The sequence below is a fragment of the Priestia abyssalis genome (assembly GCF_002019595.1).
Classification (GTDB): Bacteria; Bacillota; Bacilli; order Bacillales; family Bacillaceae_H; genus Bacillus_BA; species Bacillus_BA abyssalis.
On the sequence record NZ_KV917369.1, the window covers coordinates 2,360,683 to 2,376,621 of the forward strand.

General features: G+C 40.5%; 12 protein-coding genes. 8 read left to right on the plus strand and 4 right to left on the minus strand.

What is annotated here, in order from left to right; translation table 11 throughout:
• Positions 1-232 precede the first annotated feature (232 nt).
• Genes BK575_RS11060 through BK575_RS28560 form a run of 4 tightly spaced genes read left to right on the plus strand, consistent with a single transcriptional unit; the run spans position 233 to position 4,122 of the window.
• Positions 233-1,684, plus strand: coding sequence for a spore germination protein (locus tag BK575_RS11060; protein WP_407984371.1), 1,452 nt, complete (start codon positions 233-235; stop codon positions 1,682-1,684).
• Positions 1,685-1,698: 14 nt separating this feature from the next.
• Positions 1,699-2,802 carry a GerAB/ArcD/ProY family transporter gene (locus BK575_RS11065; protein WP_078410416.1) on the plus strand — a complete coding sequence of 368 codons (1,104 nt, stop codon included), beginning with the start codon at positions 1,699-1,701 and terminating at the stop codon, positions 2,800-2,802.
• A complete protein-coding gene (locus BK575_RS11070; RefSeq protein WP_078410417.1) occupies positions 2,799-3,953 on the plus strand; it encodes a Ger(x)C family spore germination protein in 1,155 nt (384 codons plus the stop codon). The genes BK575_RS11065 and BK575_RS11070 overlap by 4 nt, the downstream gene beginning before the upstream one ends.
• A 13-nt stretch (positions 3,954-3,966) precedes the next feature.
• Positions 3,967-4,122 carry a hypothetical protein gene (locus tag BK575_RS28560; RefSeq protein ID WP_169907744.1) on the plus strand — a complete coding sequence of 52 codons (156 nt, stop codon included), beginning with the start codon at positions 3,967-3,969 and terminating at the stop codon, positions 4,120-4,122.
• Between the two features lie 19 nt (positions 4,123-4,141).
• Here the strand turns inward: BK575_RS28560 and BK575_RS11075 are convergent, their stop codons facing one another.
• Together BK575_RS11075 and BK575_RS11080 are read right to left on the minus strand one after the other, a co-directional pair.
• The gene (locus tag BK575_RS11075; RefSeq protein ID WP_078410418.1) at positions 4,142-5,335 is read right to left on the minus strand and encodes an LL-diaminopimelate aminotransferase; all 1,194 of its coding nucleotides are present in this window, start codon (positions 5,333-5,335) and stop codon (positions 4,142-4,144) included.
• Positions 5,336-5,627: 292 nt separating this feature from the next.
• Entirely contained in the window at positions 5,628-6,764 is a 1,137-nt protein-coding gene (locus BK575_RS11080) for a VanZ family protein (RefSeq protein WP_078410419.1), read from the minus strand.
• Positions 6,765-7,309: 545 nt separating this feature from the next.
• Between BK575_RS11080 and recQ the strand changes: the two genes are divergently transcribed.
• Complete coding sequence (gene recQ, locus BK575_RS11085; RefSeq protein ID WP_078410420.1) at positions 7,310-9,433, plus strand: DNA helicase RecQ; 2,124 nt, start codon at positions 7,310-7,312, stop codon at positions 9,431-9,433.
• Positions 9,434-9,650: 217 nt separating this feature from the next.
• On the opposite strand, the gene BK575_RS11090 is transcribed toward recQ, so the two are convergent.
• Complete coding sequence (locus tag BK575_RS11090) at positions 9,651-10,415, minus strand: GNAT family N-acetyltransferase (RefSeq protein ID WP_078410421.1); 765 nt, start codon at positions 10,413-10,415, stop codon at positions 9,651-9,653.
• 373 nt (positions 10,416-10,788) lie between these two features.
• Positions 10,789-11,721, minus strand: coding sequence for an alpha/beta hydrolase (locus BK575_RS11095; protein WP_078410422.1), 933 nt, complete (start codon positions 11,719-11,721; stop codon positions 10,789-10,791).
• Between the two features lie 378 nt (positions 11,722-12,099).
• Here BK575_RS11095 and ilvD point away from each other — a divergent pair, with 378 nt between their 5' ends.
• The 3 genes from ilvD to BK575_RS11110 all read left to right on the plus strand — a co-directional run bounded on the left by ilvD (position 12,100) and on the right by BK575_RS11110 (position 15,911).
• Positions 12,100-13,776 (plus strand): dihydroxy-acid dehydratase, encoded by a 1,677-nt coding sequence (gene ilvD / locus BK575_RS11100; protein ID WP_078410423.1) that lies wholly within the window; start codon positions 12,100-12,102, stop codon positions 13,774-13,776.
• A gap of 204 nt (positions 13,777-13,980) precedes the next feature.
• A complete protein-coding gene (gene speD / locus BK575_RS11105; protein WP_078410424.1) occupies positions 13,981-14,802 on the plus strand; it encodes an adenosylmethionine decarboxylase in 822 nt (273 codons plus the stop codon).
• A 422-nt stretch (positions 14,803-15,224) separates the two neighbouring features.
• Positions 15,225-15,911 carry a metallophosphoesterase gene (locus BK575_RS11110; protein ID WP_078410425.1) on the plus strand — a complete coding sequence of 229 codons (687 nt, stop codon included), beginning with the start codon at positions 15,225-15,227 and terminating at the stop codon, positions 15,909-15,911.
• Positions 15,912-15,939: the final 28 nt, after the last annotated feature.

Sequence of the window (15,939 nt, forward strand, 5' to 3'; positions counted from 1 at the left end):
CTTTTTCATCATTATGACATGTATTGTGCCCAGAAAATAAAATTTCCATGAGTGAAGCATATACAGGACTCCCGCTGTTTCAGCCGGCAAAACAGCCATAATATTGCAAATACTCAGTTTCTAGAAAATCAAGGAAGAATCTTATACATAAAAAGGAAGAAATAGGGGATGATGAATTTAAGCTCTATGTAATGGAGGAAAAGCAATGAGCTTCAGCAATGATGGAAACCAGTTGATTAAGCTTGAAACAGATTTGCATATCAACAAAATTTTTATACAGCAATCCCTCGGATATCCGGAGGATTTAATCATTAAGCCGTTTTTCTTTCGTAAAACTCCTGGATATTTCATTTATATATGTGGTTTGGTAAATGAATTTACGCTGGAGCAATTAATCAATTCTTTGCAAAATTATCAAGAGGATATAAGCGAAGAAGAGCTGACGGAACAATTCATGGACCACGTTGCCAATATTTCTAATTGTTCGATTATTACTGATCTAGAGGCTATCGTAAAGAGTGTTTTAGAGGGACAAACCGTCTTTCTTTTTGATCATCATGCGGCAGGGGTCGCAGTTGATAATAAAGGGGGAGAAAGAAGGAATCTGGAAGAGCCAACGACAGAAGCACTCATTAGAGGACCTAGAGTTGGTTTTTTGGAAGATGTATCTATAAATGTTGCGTTGATACGGCAACAATTGAATGATCAGAACTTGCGATTCAAAACATTTCAGATTGGAAGAAGATCAACAAAAACAGTGAAGGTTGCGTATTTAGAAGATGTGACGAATCCTTACTTAATCGATGAAGTCGAAAAAAGGCTCAATCGGATCGACATTGATATCCCGCTCGAGTCAGGTATTATTGAACAGTGGATTGAAGACAACCCGCTGTCTCCCTTTCCGCAATTTTTAAATACAGAAAGGCCGGATAAAGTAAGCGTTGCCTTGTTGGAAGGAAGAATCGCGATTTTGACCGACGGCACTCCTTTTGCATTGATTGCACCAGTTAATATAGGTGATGCCATCTATTCGCCGGAAGATTATTATGAGCGGTGGTTTATCAGCTCCCTTTTAAGGCTGATCCGCAGTATCGCTGTTTTAATTTCCGTTTTGCTGCCTTCTTTTTATGTGGCGCTTGTTTCGTATCACCAAGGATTGATTCCGTCTAAATTGGCCTTTTCGATCGCGGCTTCAAGGGAGGGAGTACCTTTTCCCGCATTTGTGGAAGCAACTACGATGGGTGTAACGATGGAATTATTAAGAGAAGCGGGGATTCGCTTGCCAAAACCGATTGGACAAACGATCGGGATTGTGGGGGGATTGGTTATTGGAGAAGCGGCGGTACAGGCAGGGGTTGTTAGTACAATCATGGTTATCGTCGTTGCCATTACCGCTATTTCGTCGTTTGCGCTTCCCGCTTACAGTATTGCGATTACATATCGGATTTTATTGTTCGGATTTATGATGGCAGCGAGTTTTATGGGCCTGTATGGCATTGCGCTCGGTTTTATTATACTGTTTATTCATATGTCTAACTTAACGAGTCTCGGTATTCCCTATATGGCACCTGTTGCACCGCTCATTTTTTCGGATTGGAGAGATATTATCATCCGTTCTCCTGTTTCCGGCTTGACGAAAAGGCCGAAATATTTATCCACAAAAGATAAGCAGCGTGCAGATTAAAAGGGGAGAAATTTATGTATCGATTTGAGTTCAATAAGGAAGAAATTACTTCGAAGGAACTAATGTTTGTCGTAGCTAACATGGTGATTGGAGCCGGTATTTTGAGGCTGCCTGCCTTTTTGGCCCAAAGTACAAACTCAGCCGATGGAGTCATTTCCATTCTGATCTCTGGGACGGCTACGATCATGGCGGCATGGGTTATGGGCCGATTCGTGAAATATTTTCCCAACACCCAATTTTATGATTTCACGAAAACCATTATCACAAAACCTGCGGCGTGGCTTTTAACCTTGCTTTTGGGTATTCATTTTATGATATTGACTGCCTATGAAGTAAGGGCGATTGCCCAAGTAACAAGAAATTACTTGCTGCCGACGACCCCGGTTGAAGCGCTGTCATTACTGTTTTTATTTGTGATTCAATATGCTGTGTTCGGATCTAGAGTTTCGCTGATACGGCTGAACACGATTTTTTTGCCGATTGTGTTAGCTATCTCCTTATTGCTTCCCATTTTAAATATTAAATTGATGGAACTTAAGAATATACTCCCCATATTGACAACCGATGTTTCGGGGTATGCAAAAGCGGCACTTGATAGTTATTTTTCCTTTATCGGCTTTTCGGTGATCGTCTTTTATTCCTATTTAATCAAAGACCCTGAGAACACATCTTCAGAAGCGGCAAAGGGAATGGTCATTCCTATTCTTTTATATGTGATGGTGCATATCACTTGCATTAGTGTTTTTTCCAACAATGTAACAGCTAATATTTACACGCCTACCATTGAACTCGGAAAAGAAGTAGAGCTGCCCGGGGGATTTTTTGAAAGGTTTGAATCCATCTTTTTTACCATCTGGATTATGACGATTTTCAATACAACGTCGATGTCCATGGATATTTCGTTACTTGCTTTTACTTCACTGTTTAAGCGGTTAAACAAAAAAAACGTCATTTTGATCATTTCTCCCATCATCTATTTAATCGGTATATTTCCAAAAAACTTGAATGCCCTTGATAAGGTCGGCGATTTTGTTAGTTATGCCGGTTTGGTATATACGTTGATTGTCATACCATCCATCTTTCTTATTGCTAAAATAAGGGGATTAGCCAAACGATGAAAAGGCTAATTTTGCTTGTGATTATTGTATGTTTGTCAGGGTGCTGGGATCGTGTGGAAATTGAAGAAAGAGGATTTGTTGTGGGATTGGCATTAGACAAGCCGGAAGAAGAACCGCAGGAGCAAATGTACAATGATCCCGTAGAAACAACGGTTCAAATCGTGATTCCAAGTAAATTGTCACCAGAAAGCAGAAGCCCAAAACCGTTTGAAAATATGAGCATGATCGGAGACTCCATTTTCGAGCAAGTAAGGAACATGTCTGAAAACAGCGGAAGGGGTTTGTATTTTCCTCATAGTCGACTTTGGTTAATTTCAGAACAGGTGGCGAAAACTCCTTACCTTTTATCGGAAGTCACAGAGGTGGCTTTACGGGATGATGATGCAAGGAGAAATGTGAAAGTGTTTATAGCGAAAGGCAGTGCGAAAAAGATGCTGGAAGTGGTGCCGATTAACGAACCGACACCTTCCAGGTACATTGAATTGTTAGGTGAAAACCATTCAAAAACAGCGAAAATTTTTGAATCAAAACGAATGGGAGACCTTCATGAAAACATTGTGGATAAAGAAGATTTTGTCATTCCTATCATTCGATATGTCAGTAAAAAAGAACTGCATAACGGAGGGGTCGCTGTTTTTAGTAGAGACGGGCATAAAATGGTGGGAGAACTTAACGAAGAAGAAACGGAATGCTTAAACATCATCCTTAATAAATACAAAAGCGGCGTTTTTAAAGTGAAGTTTAAGGAGAAGCTTGTTTCTATTGAAGCTAAAAAAGTACGAAGCAGTCTATCTGTAAAAGTGAGAGATACCGATCAAATTAAATTGAATCTGGATGTCCAAATTGAAGGTTCTCTTGAGGAGGTTTTTGGGAACCCTCTTAAAACGCCGAAGGACACCGAAAAACTGGAAAAAGCATTTGCAAAAAAAATAACATCAGATATCAAAAAGGTCATCGAAAAATCACAAAATGAATTTCATGCCGATATTCTCGGTTTTTCCGATTACCTCAATAATCGTGAGCATAAAACATGGAAGAAAATACAGAATGATTGGACGGAAGGAAGAGAATTATTTAAAGATGTAGAGACAGACATAAACGTTCGCACCTATATCGCTCACCCGGGTTCATTGACAAAAGAAAAACAATAAGGAGGTTATCCATATGAAGTTTGACGATATCATCTTTTTACTGCCTTCGAAACTGGCTTTTGTTTGCATGCTGTTATCGGTGCTCGTTCCTGTCGCCATAGGAAGAGTGTATGGTATTTTAAAAAAATGGGCAGATCCTCATCATGAGAATGAATCCAATCAAACATAATATGTCAAAAAGCAGAGATTTAAACCTCTGCTTTTTGGACTGGACTGGACAAAATCCCGCTTTTTTCAATGTTTCGAAGCGCTTTTTGAATGATTTCTTCCGGCTGGACAAGGGCTATACGGACATATCCTTCACCTGTCGGGCCAAAAGCGTGTCCTGGTGTGACGACCACATTTGCCTGATCCATGAGGGCATAAGCGAAATCAAGTGAATTCCAGCCTGCAGGGATTTTAGCCCACACAAACATGCTTCCTGCCGGTTTCTCGACATGCCAGCCAAGCGCTCCCAGTCCATCCACTAACATATCCCGCCGTTTTTGATAGATGTCGCGGCTTTCTTTGCAAAAATCAGCGCCGTTTCTTAATGCTGCAATCGCGGCTTTTTGAACAGGCAAAAAGACACCATAATCGAGGTTGGATTTAAAACGGGTCAATGCTCCAATCGCATGCTCATTTCCTATCGCGTAGCCGATGCGGCATCCAGCCATATTAAAGCTTTTTGAAAGGGAGTTCATTTCAATGCCCACTTCCTTCGCTCCTGGAACGGATAGAAAGCTGATAGGTTTGTTGCCGTCATAGTAAAGTTCAGAGTAAGCGAAATCATGAATCACAAGAATATTATATTTTTCCGCGAACGAAATGACTTTCGCAAAAAAAGCTTCATTTGCCATAGCGGGGACAGGATTGCCTGGAAAATTCAAAATCATCATTTTAGCTTGTTTTGCTGTTTCTTCTGGAATGCTGTCTAAATCAGACAAGAACTGATGATCAGGAAGGAGCGGCATTAAATGCATCTTGGCTCCTGCCATTGCAATCCCTGTCGCGTAAGCGGTGTAACCGGGATCCGGTACGAGAATGAGATCGCCGGGGTCCGCAAACGCCATCGGCAAATGAACAAGACCGTCCTGTGATCCCATCATAAGCATAACTTCTTTTTTCGGATCTAAAGTAACGTCATTGTGTTGCTCATAATAATGGGCAACGGCTTCATGAAATTCTGCCGTTCCTTTTAATGTATATCCATAATTGCTTTTATCTTCAGCAGCTTGAGTCAGAGCCTCCATCACAAAAGGGGGCGGAGGAAGGTCGGGACTTCCGATACTTAAGTCGATCATCTGTGCGCCTTCTGCGATTTTCTTTTGTTTGCAATTGGCTAAATCACTGAAAATGGATGGGCCAAACGCTTCCATCCGCTTTGATAACTGTATGTTCATTTCTTTCAAACCTCCAACATCCTTGCATCGCGTCGTATATAGAAAGATATTCAAAAAAGTCCAAGGACATAGAATCGTTCAATGTTCATAAGGACTCTTTATACTATTAGTCAGTTTATCACACTTTTTAGAATACTGTATACAATTAAGGGGGCTTAAATGATGAAAGAAGGAGAAAACCATATAATCATTGGCCGATAACAGGAGATTGTCTGGTCGGAAGGGGTAACCTATACTTCGTTTCCGTAAAAAAACTGCAGAAAAGTTTCCCTTTCTACAGCTTTAACTCCTATTATTTTCTGGTCGTATATACGTCTGCTACTTCGTCAAAGTAGAATCGACGCTTTCCTTTACCCAAGATAACTATTATGGCATGAATGATTAACACGAAGGTAAGTCCAAGCGTCAGCATAAATGATCCTAGGCTAATAAACACTTTAAAAATATAATACGGTGAATCCATTTCTAAGTTTACTCTATTCAGAACAGCGAATAAAGTATACGCGAAATAGGTTAAATATATTGCGATAAATCGCTTCAACAAACCTTGTTTCATTCTGCCCTCACTCGCAATTCGGAAACGCATAAATTTAGTGCCTGGCGTATTACCATTCCAAATAGAAGGAAGTACAAACAATACAACAAATAGAAGAACCGATTTATATAAAAATTCGTAAATACCATTTGTTGTTATCAGCCCCAATGTAAAGGACCAACTTAGGTTGATGATGAATATGTCTAACATAATTGCAAACAACTGCGTCAATGGACGAGTCTCATCCTTTTCAATTAATTGTTTGGATTTCGCCTGAACACTTTTTTGCGACGGGAACATTGATAAGAAAATCGGTGCTGCGAAAAATCCGACAAGCGACCCCACGCTATTTAACAGTAAATCGTCCACATCGAATATTCGGTATGGACAATTATAAATTCCATAAATTCCTGTCACCTGTGTAATCTCATAGAAAAGGGTTAGTGCAAAGCCATAGATAAAGGCTTTTTTCCAATAACGTTTCGATTCGAAGAAATAACGCAAATAAACACCAAACGGCAGAAGCAATAAAAAGTTAAAGAGTGCTTGAAAAAATGATGGTTGTTTCAAAATAAGTGCGTAGGTTCCTGGTTGTGAAAATACTATTCCACTGTTTTCAAATGTATTTTTTATGAACGTAAATGGAACTAGTGAATAGTGCTTCGTGTCCAGTGACTGCATAGAACACGTGTCACGCACCTCCGGAAGCGGCAGTAACACAAGAAATAATGCGGATAAAAAATAAAAAATAAATGAAAAAGCGATGATCGTTGTAGAAATAGTCAAATATCCGTATTTATGATGCGTGTAAATGAGCCATGGCACGAAAAGTGCAATCGCTAAAAATACAAAAACTATACTTGCAGTAATAATTGGGGTTGTATATGTAATCAATTCATTTCTCTCCTAATTATTAAGTTCATTTATATTTACTATATCTACTTTACAAGGAAAAATTCGAAATCTCCATGTCGTTAGCATATTTAAGTTTTTGTAAGGTTGCCATTAATATGATGTAAGGTTGAATAATTATAGTAATCCTTATACAAATAATTATTCAATCACAAGGGTGAAGTAGTGATATTAGAATAATTATAATTTATTTCCTCCTAATCATCCCCGAAAAACATGTTACTTCCGAAGGCAGAAAAGCCGTGAACTAGAACAACCATTCCTCATCCTAGCAGAGGATATTGTGTTTCAATTTTATAACCTATTTATCCCTTTAGTGATATTCAGATATTTGAATATTAATCCGAGATAACTTAATTTATCCAAATAGGTATCTATTACTAAAACGTTATGAAAGTGCTAAAGATGAAAACGATCCAAAACTATGAAGTCACCGGTAGATTGTCCGGCGGGAAGATGGTAACCTATACAAGGAGAAAAGATGAAATATCGAGAAATAGGATAGGGAACAGGAGGATTTTTATACCGTGTTAGCAAAAGCAACCGATGATTTACGCCGCTATTTTGGCTATGATACATTTCGCAAGGGACAGGAAGAGATTATCCAGCTTGTATTAGAAGGGAAAGACACAGCCGGGATTATGCCGACAGGGGGAGGGAAATCCATTTGTTATCAAATTCCGGCGATGGTTCTGCCGGGGATTACGCTGGTTATCTCTCCGCTCATTTCATTGATGAAAGATCAAGTGGATGCCCTTAAACAAGTGGGCATACCTGCTGCGTATATTAACAGTTCGATGTCCCATGGAGAGATTCAGCAGACGATGGCAGAAGCAAGGGAGGGAGAATATAAACTCTTGTATATTGCCCCTGAACGATTGGAGTCTTTTTCTTTTTTAGAAGAATTGAAAGAACTGCCGGTTCCGCTTGTGGCGATTGATGAGGCACATTGTATTTCTCAATGGGGTCATGACTTCCGTCCGAGCTATTTACGCATTCAATCGATGATTGGCCAGCTTGAAGGTAATCCGACGATTTTAGCATTAACGGCGACGGCCACACCGGAAGTGAGGAAGGACATTTGCGAATCGCTCGATATTCCTGCCGAAAATACGGTCATTACAGGATTTGCCCGGGACAATCTTGCGTTTAAAGTTTTAAAAGGCGAAGATCGTTCTTCGTTTATTGCCCAATACGCAGAGAAAAACAAAACGGAGTCTGGAATCATTTATGCGGCGACACGAAAAGATGTAGATCAATTGTACGAGCGCCTGCAGAAAAAAGGCGTAAATGCGGGCCGCTATCATGCAGGGATGAGTGATCGTGAACGTTCTGAGCAACAAGAGCGCTTTTTGCAAGATGACGTATCGGTCATGGTGGCGACAAACGCTTTTGGGATGGGAATCAATAAATCCAATGTGCGGTATGTCATTCATTATCAGCTGCCCAAAAATATGGAAAGCTACTATCAAGAAGCGGGGCGGGCAGGACGAGACGGGCTCGACAGTGAATGTTTGCTTTTGTTTTCGGCACAAGATGTCCAAATACAGCGATTCTTAATCGAACAGCAGCATCTTCATGCCGAACGGCAGCGCCAAGAACTTCTCAGACTGCGGCAAATGGTCGACTATGTTCATACGGAAGACTGCCTGCAAGCGGCAATTTTGCATTACTTCGGAGAAAGTGAAACGGTCCCTTGCGGACGCTGCAGCAACTGTACGGATGACCGGAAATCCGTCGATGTGACAAGAGAAGCGCAAATGGTGCTTTCCTGCATGATTCGAATGGGGGAGAGGTTCGGAAAAACGGTCATCGCTCAAGTGCTGACGGGTTCCAATAATAAAAAGGTACGGGAAATGGGATTCCATGAGCTTTCAACTTATGGAATTTTAAAACAACAGACGACGAAGGATATCAGTGAATTCATCGATTTTCTTACCTCGAATGATTACATAGGGGTCACGCCGGGCCCTTATCCAGTATTGAATGTGACAAGCAGAGGAAAAGAGGTGCTCCGGGGCAATGAAACGGTACAGCGGAAAGAGCGAATGCAAGCGGCTCAAGTTGTTCAGGATGATGAATTGTTCAATCATTTACGCGAACTCCGCAAACAAATCGCCGCAAGTGAAAATGTGCCTCCGTTCGTTATTTTTTCTGACCAAACATTGCAGGACATGTGCGCAAAGCTGCCGCAAACAGCAGAAGAATTTTTAACGGTAAAAGGGGTCGGAGCGCAAAAGCAAGAGCGGTATGGAAATGTATTTATTGAGGCCATCTCCCGTTTTTGTGAAGAACATCCTGACCGGGAAAGAAAAACGATGGAAGTATCAACAAAGAAAAAGCCAACACAAGAAACAGATGCCTCACACATCGTTTCATATGAGATGTATAAACAAGGCCGCTCCATTCAAGACATTGCGAAGGAGCGGGAGCTGTCGCCGCAAACGATCGAAAATCACTTGTTCCGCTGTATCAATGACGGGATGGAAGTCAATTGGGAGGAATTGTTACCTTCGCAATATGAACCGCTTATCGAACAGGCCATTGAAGCAGTGGGGGCGGAGAAGCTGAAGCCGATTAAAGAACAGCTTCCTGATGAGATTAGTTATTTTATGATCAAAGCGTATATGGTGAAAAAGGTTAATCAGTGATGAAGTCAGATGGAGCCCCAAAAGAGTTAGCCTATAATCTATAAGTGAGATTCTATTTCATTTCAAATAACCCGCCGGCAGAACAACGCTGGCGGGTTATTTTTAGTAATCGATTTATAGAAAAAATGATAAAATGGGCCAATCTGAACCCCCTGCCACTCAAAGGGGGTTCAGATTGGCCCGTTTCCTATAGGAATGGTCATGTAAATATACATAATCAATTTGGTGTTAAAATTCGATAATGATGTTTAGATATTGAGACGAACCCTATTTTTTCATAGAGTTTTACGGCAGGATAATTTGTTTGAATAACTTGTAAATACATGTGATGGGCGCCATTTTCATAAGCCCATTTAGAAAGAGATTTAATAATGTTATTGGCTATACCTTTCCTGCGGTGTTTTGGATTTACCACAACATTGCTAATACATCCCCAGCCTTCTTCTACGACAACTGTACCTAGACCAACTGTTTCATTTTTTTCTGAGACACGCAAGAAATTTTTTATAGGTTTAATAGACGAAAAAATATGAGAATATGCTTTATGTCTTTCTGTAGAAAATCCTTCTAACTCAATAAATTCCTCAATCCATTTAGTATCTGCTTCTGGTAAGCAATCTATTTTCCATAGGATGTTTTCTTCGTTATTTTCTAGAATGTCTATGCAAGATGCAGTCATAATAAAGCATTCATCTAATTTTTGGTACCCTCTTGACTCTAATATAGGATCTAAATCTCTTGGAGATAGATCACTTATGTAAAAGCACGGAGGGATAGATCTATCAGCGTAAAATTTTTCAATTTTTTGCAGCCACATTGGGTCTTGGGGCATCAATCCAATAGTATGTACGCTATTAGCTCTCTCGGTTACTCCAAATGTTGCTCTCATTCGCCAATTTTCCAGCTTTTCTTGAGTATGGCATGGCCAAGCATTCGCAGCCAAGTATTCTATTAGATTTATGAGGTCATTCTCTGTTTCCATTATTAGTCCTCCAAATCAGTTTTTATGCAAAAATATACTCCTTTTTCTACTGTTTAGCAATAAGTTATTGAACGATTGCAACAAGCAACTAATTTTTACAAAGAATTTTTGACCTTTTCTTGATGTTCACAAGAGCCGTTACTAATATTAAAAAGAGGTTAGAAATATAAAGAAACGTAAAGGTATCGCATCAGGGGAGGAACTAAGTTGTCTTACTATACAGGAATCAAGGCTCTTATTTAATCCGTGTGGTACGCGCCGCCCTGACCCTTTATCGACAGGGTTTCCTCATTTCTTCTGATTATATTTACCAAATTTTAGAAGTTAAACTAAAAAGTGGTGTTTAAAACTACCACGTTCCTTTACCACTCCATCAACTCGAAACATGATTTTCCAGCCAGTTAATGATATCCTCGATTACCTCATCTCGATTTATCTCATGCAGCATCTCATGTCGTCCTTTTGGGTAAAACTTATATGTGACATCTTTTATTCCCGCTTCTTTTAGTCCTGTATAGGTTTTCAGTACTCCTTTTGTATGTCCGCCTACAGGATCTTCATCTCCAGATACTAAAAAAATGGGAAGATCAGAGGGAACCTGTTGTATAAGGTTATTCATGCCTGCTTGTTTGATACCAGACAGCAAGTCGTAGAAAAAGCCTGAGGAGAAAATACCTCCGCATAACGGATCGTTTATATAACGGTCCACAGCCTGTTCATCCCGGCTCAACCAATCAAAATCGGTACGGTTCGGTCTAAACGGGCGATTGTACTGTCCGAAAGACAAACGGTCGAGTAAAGGGCTTGGTGTCCGTTTTCCTTTTAGCTTCATTTCCATTTTCGCTGCCATTCTTCCCGCTTCGCCTAGAAGAGAAGGGACTTGGCCGGTTCCGGATAATATAACACCATGCAGTTGATTGCCATAAAGCTGTATGTACCGCCTTGATAAAAAGGAGCCCATGCTGTGCCCAAATAAAAAAATGGGGATGTTCTCTTGTTTGCATTTTATTAGATTTGTTAAGGCATACATATCTTGGACAACTTCCCCAAAGCCATTTTCGTCTGCAAAATACCGTTTATCTCGTTCGTCTTTCGCTGTCAGTCCATGGCCGCGATGGTCGTTTCCATATACGGCATAGCCTTTTTCAATCAAAGCCTGGGCAAAATCATGATATCGCCCAATGTGCTCCCCCATACCGTGGGCAATTTGCACAAACGCTTTCGGCTTTGCATCTTCAGGCATCCATTTTCGTGCATATATTTCTATACCATTATTCGATTTGTAATAAAAGGATGTATCGTTCATCATCTTTCTCCTTTAACATTTTAGTTATAACCATATGTTAACTAGTAATCTTGTATATTATTATATTATTCATTTTACTATTCGTATGCTCTTTTTACTCTATGCTCTTCTACTTGATAACAATGCTTCATTTTAATCAAGAATTTTTCGCAATAGACGGTTCACCTTTTGAATCCGCTCTCAATGGTTTACCTAAGCGGTTGGTACCCGCTTAGGTTTAGAAAATGGGAGATGGATGCTTTTTAGCCATCTCCCATTTTCTAAATCAATCACTTTACAAACACATAGTAAATTTGTTAAATTTATAATTATATTAAAAATAGTTCAACAATTTTAAAAATTGAAAGTTTGATTTGTACGAATACGGAGGGATTCATTGTGGCAGAACTACGAAGCAACATGATCAAAAAAGGGTTTGACCGAGCGCCTCATCGCAGTTTATTGCGTGCTGCCGGTGTAAAAGAAGAAGATTTTGATAAACCGTTCATTGCGGTTGTCAATTCATATATTGATATTGTACCAGGCCATGTTCACTTACAAGAGTTTGGAAAAATCGTAAAAGAAGCGATTCGCGAAGCGGGCGGCGTGCCGTTTGAAATGAATACCATCGGAGTCGATGACGGAATTGCGATGGGGCATATCGGTATGCGTTACTCATTGCCAAGTCGTGAGATCATTGCAGACTCTGTTGAAACGGTTGTCTCGGCACACTGGTTTGACGGAATGGTTTGTATTCCGAACTGTGATAAAATCACGCCTGGTATGATGATGGCAGCAATGCGCTTAAACATTCCAACTATCTTCGTGAGCGGAGGTCCAATGAAAGCCGGCGTGACGAGCGATGGACGTAAAATTTCTCTTTCTTCTGTATTTGAAGGGGTCGGCGCTTACCAAGCAGGTAAAATTGATGAAAAAGGGCTTCAGGAGTTAGAGCAGTTCGGCTGTCCAACATGCGGATCTTGTTCTGGAATGTTCACGGCAAACTCGATGAACTGTTTAGCAGAAGCTCTTGGTATTGCTCTTCCTGGTAATGGAACGATTTTAGCTGTTGCACCTGAGCGTAAAGAATTTGTGAAAAAGTCAGCAAAACAATTAATGAAATTGATTGAAATGGATTTAAAGCCTCGTGATATCGTGACAGAAAAAGCGATTGATAATGCATTCGCGCTGGATATGGCACTTGGCGGGTCGACAAACACAGTGTTACACACATTGGCATTAGCTCACGAAGCAGAAATTGATTACCCGATTGAGCGCATCAATGAAGTGGCGGCACGTGTACCGCATTTATCCAAATTGGCTCCGGCTTCCGATGTTCACATTGAAGATTTACATGAAGCAGGCGGCGTATCGGCGGCATTGAATGAGTTGTCGAAGAAAGAAGGAACGCTTCACCTTGATGCGATGACGGTAACGGGACAAACGCTCGGTGAAAACATTGCCGGCTGCGAAGTAAAAGATTACAATGTCATCCACTCCATCGACAATCCATTCTCTGAAAAAGGCGGACTGGCCGTATTGTTCGGTAACCTTGCTCCAGACGGTGCGATCATTAAAACGGGAGGGGTTCAAGGCGGCATCACTCGCCATGAAGGACCGGCTATCGTATTTGATTCACAAGAAGAAGCATTGGAAGGAATCGCAGGTGGAAAAGTAAAAGAAGGACATGTCGTTGTCATCCGTTATGAAGGGCCAAAAGGCGGACCGGGTATGCCCGAAATGCTTGCGCCAACTTCTCAAATCATGGGAATGGGTCTTGGAGCGAAGGTTGCTCTATTAACAGACGGACGTTTCTCTGGTGCTTCCCGCGGATTATCCATCGGCCATGCATCGCCTGAAGCGGCAGAGGGCGGACCGCTTGCATTTGTGGAAAACGGCGACCATATCGTCATCGATATCGAAACGCGTTCAATGGACGTTCAACTATCAGAAGAAGAGTGGGAGAAGCGTAAAGCGAATTGGAAAGGCTTCGAACCGAAAGTGAAAAAAGGGTATCTTGCTCGCTATTCTAAGCTTGTGACTTCTGCAAGCACAGGCGGAATCATGAAAATCTAAATAAAAAACATGGGGTCTCCTTTGAGGGAGACCCCATGTTTTTTTATGAATGTTTTTTATCGGTAAAAATGGGTATTATAAAAATATTTAAGAAAGCATGAGATGATGCTTTAGTGGGAATCGGTCGATGTCAAATGGAAGTTAACTTTGGTAGGATCAAATATCACAAGACGTTGAACATAAAAGAAAGAGGGGAAAGAAATCATGAAACTGACGCCAGAACAGCGTATCACTTTGCATGGCTTTAATAACCTTACAAAATCATTAAGTTTTAATATGTATGATGTTTGTTATACAAAAACAAAAGAAGAACGCGAAGCGTATATCGAATATATCGATGAACAGTATAGTGCAGAGAGATTGACCAAAATCTTAAAAACGGTGTCTGATATTATCGGAGCGCATGTATTGAATATAGCTAAACAAGATTATGTCCCCCAAGGAGCAAGTGTGACGATGCTTGTTTCAGAGGGGCCGGTTGTCGAAGTCCCGACCGAATCGTTCGAAGAATCGCCGGGACCTCTTCCTGGATCGGTTGTTATGCAGCTGGATAAGAGTCATATAACGGTTCATACATATCCGGAATATCACCCTGATGAAGGGATCAGTACGTTCCGAGCCGATATTGATGTGTCTACATGCGGGGAAATTTCGCCGCTGAAGGCGCTGAATTATTTGATTCATTCGTTTGATACGGACATTATGACGATTGATTACCGAGTTCGAGGATTTACAAGAGATATAAACGGTCATAAGCTATTTATCGATCATGACATTAGCTCCATCCAAAATTACATTCCAGAGGATATAAAAAACATGTTTGACATGATTGATGTAAATGTTTATCCCGAAAACATTTTTCATACGAAATGCAAGCTGAAAGAATTTGATTTAAATAATTATCTATTTGGCTATACGAAAGAGAAACTGAATTCAGGAGAAGTAGCAGAAATTACGGAAAGATTAAAAATGGAAATGGATGAAATCTTCTACGGAAGAAATATGAATCATGGGTCTATCAATTGAAAAAAGCCTTGATAAGTTAACACGAAATTTTAAACAAACGTTTGTTTAAAACATCCGGATACTGCATAAATAATGATGGTACAAAGGAAGAAGGGAAAGACTGGCCGTTTTGGCTGGTCTTTTTTCGTGTGAGTATGAATCAATATTTCCACAAATGCAAGTACTATTCATTTCCTCAAAATTGGCATGAATGTTAGAGGGAAGGTAAAATAAAAAAGAACCAATTTCCGTTATATTTCTATAGCGCATATTCATTCATATGAAAAAGCGGAATATTCGACGGCGCTTGACGAAACGAGAAGAGCGGGTTTTGTAAGTATTTATCGTCTTTTGCGCTTGCCAAGGAAATAAATTGAACGGTTTTTAGGAAATTTCCTTTTTGGAGTCAAAGAAATTAATAGTTGAAAAAGAGGGCGTTTTAGTTGAGGAGATTTGCAATTAGCGATATACACGGCAGCTATTATGAAATGATGAAGCTGCTGGAGTATGTAAAGTTTCATCCGGGTCAAGATCAGCTTGTCGTCGTGGGTGATATGATCAATCGGGGTCCTGAAAGCGGAAAGGTAGTAAAAGAGTTAAAGGAATTACAAGAAACCTATAAACACATACACGTTACCATCGGAAATCATGAAGAGATGATGTTGTGGTATTTGGCTGGAGTAGACGATATGTGGGTTCATTTTGGAGGAAAACAAGCGGCTGACAGCATCAATGAGGCGTTTTATGAAGAAGGAGCGGGGAAAGCCGTTCAATGGGTCCATCGATTGCCGCTCACATTTGAAGATGAAAAATTTGTGTATGCCCATGCCGGCTTTTTGCTTCCGTATAAAACGGAACGACAAAATCGAGAACATCTATGGCTGCAACGTAAAGTATTCTATTCAATTCAAAAAGAAGCTCTTTTAAGCGAAACGGAAGGGAAAATCACCGTGCACGGCCACACGCCGGCCAATACGGTGATATTTGATGGGGCGCGGATGGGAATCGATCTGGGGGCCCAAGTGACGTCAGGGCCGAAGCTTGCACTTGTAGAGTTAGAAGAATGGGTGTCTTATGTGTATGATTTTGGTTCTGAAAGAATTCGAGTATCAAAAATCAGCAAAAAGTAGAAGGATGAAAGAGCGGAAAAGTTCTCCG

Excerpts from the sequence above, each read along its gene's own strand:
- BK575_RS11090 (WP_078410421.1), bottom strand. The coding sequence starts at position 10,415 with ATGGAAACAGAGAATGACCTCATAAATCTAATAGAATACTTGGCTGCG.
- speD (WP_078410424.1), top strand. The coding sequence starts at position 13,981 with ATGAAACTGACGCCAGAACAGCGTATCACTTTGCATGGCTTTAATAAC.
- BK575_RS11070 (WP_078410417.1), top strand. The coding sequence starts at position 2,799 with ATGAAAAGGCTAATTTTGCTTGTGATTATTGTATGTTTGTCAGGGTGC.
- BK575_RS11065 (WP_078410416.1), top strand. The coding sequence starts at position 1,699 with ATGTATCGATTTGAGTTCAATAAGGAAGAAATTACTTCGAAGGAACTA.
- BK575_RS11095 (WP_078410422.1), bottom strand. The coding sequence starts at position 11,721 with ATGAACGATACATCCTTTTATTACAAATCGAATAATGGTATAGAAATA.
- BK575_RS11075 (WP_078410418.1), bottom strand. The coding sequence starts at position 5,335 with ATGAACATACAGTTATCAAAGCGGATGGAAGCGTTTGGCCCATCCATT.
- BK575_RS28560 (WP_169907744.1), top strand. The coding sequence starts at position 3,967 with ATGAAGTTTGACGATATCATCTTTTTACTGCCTTCGAAACTGGCTTTT.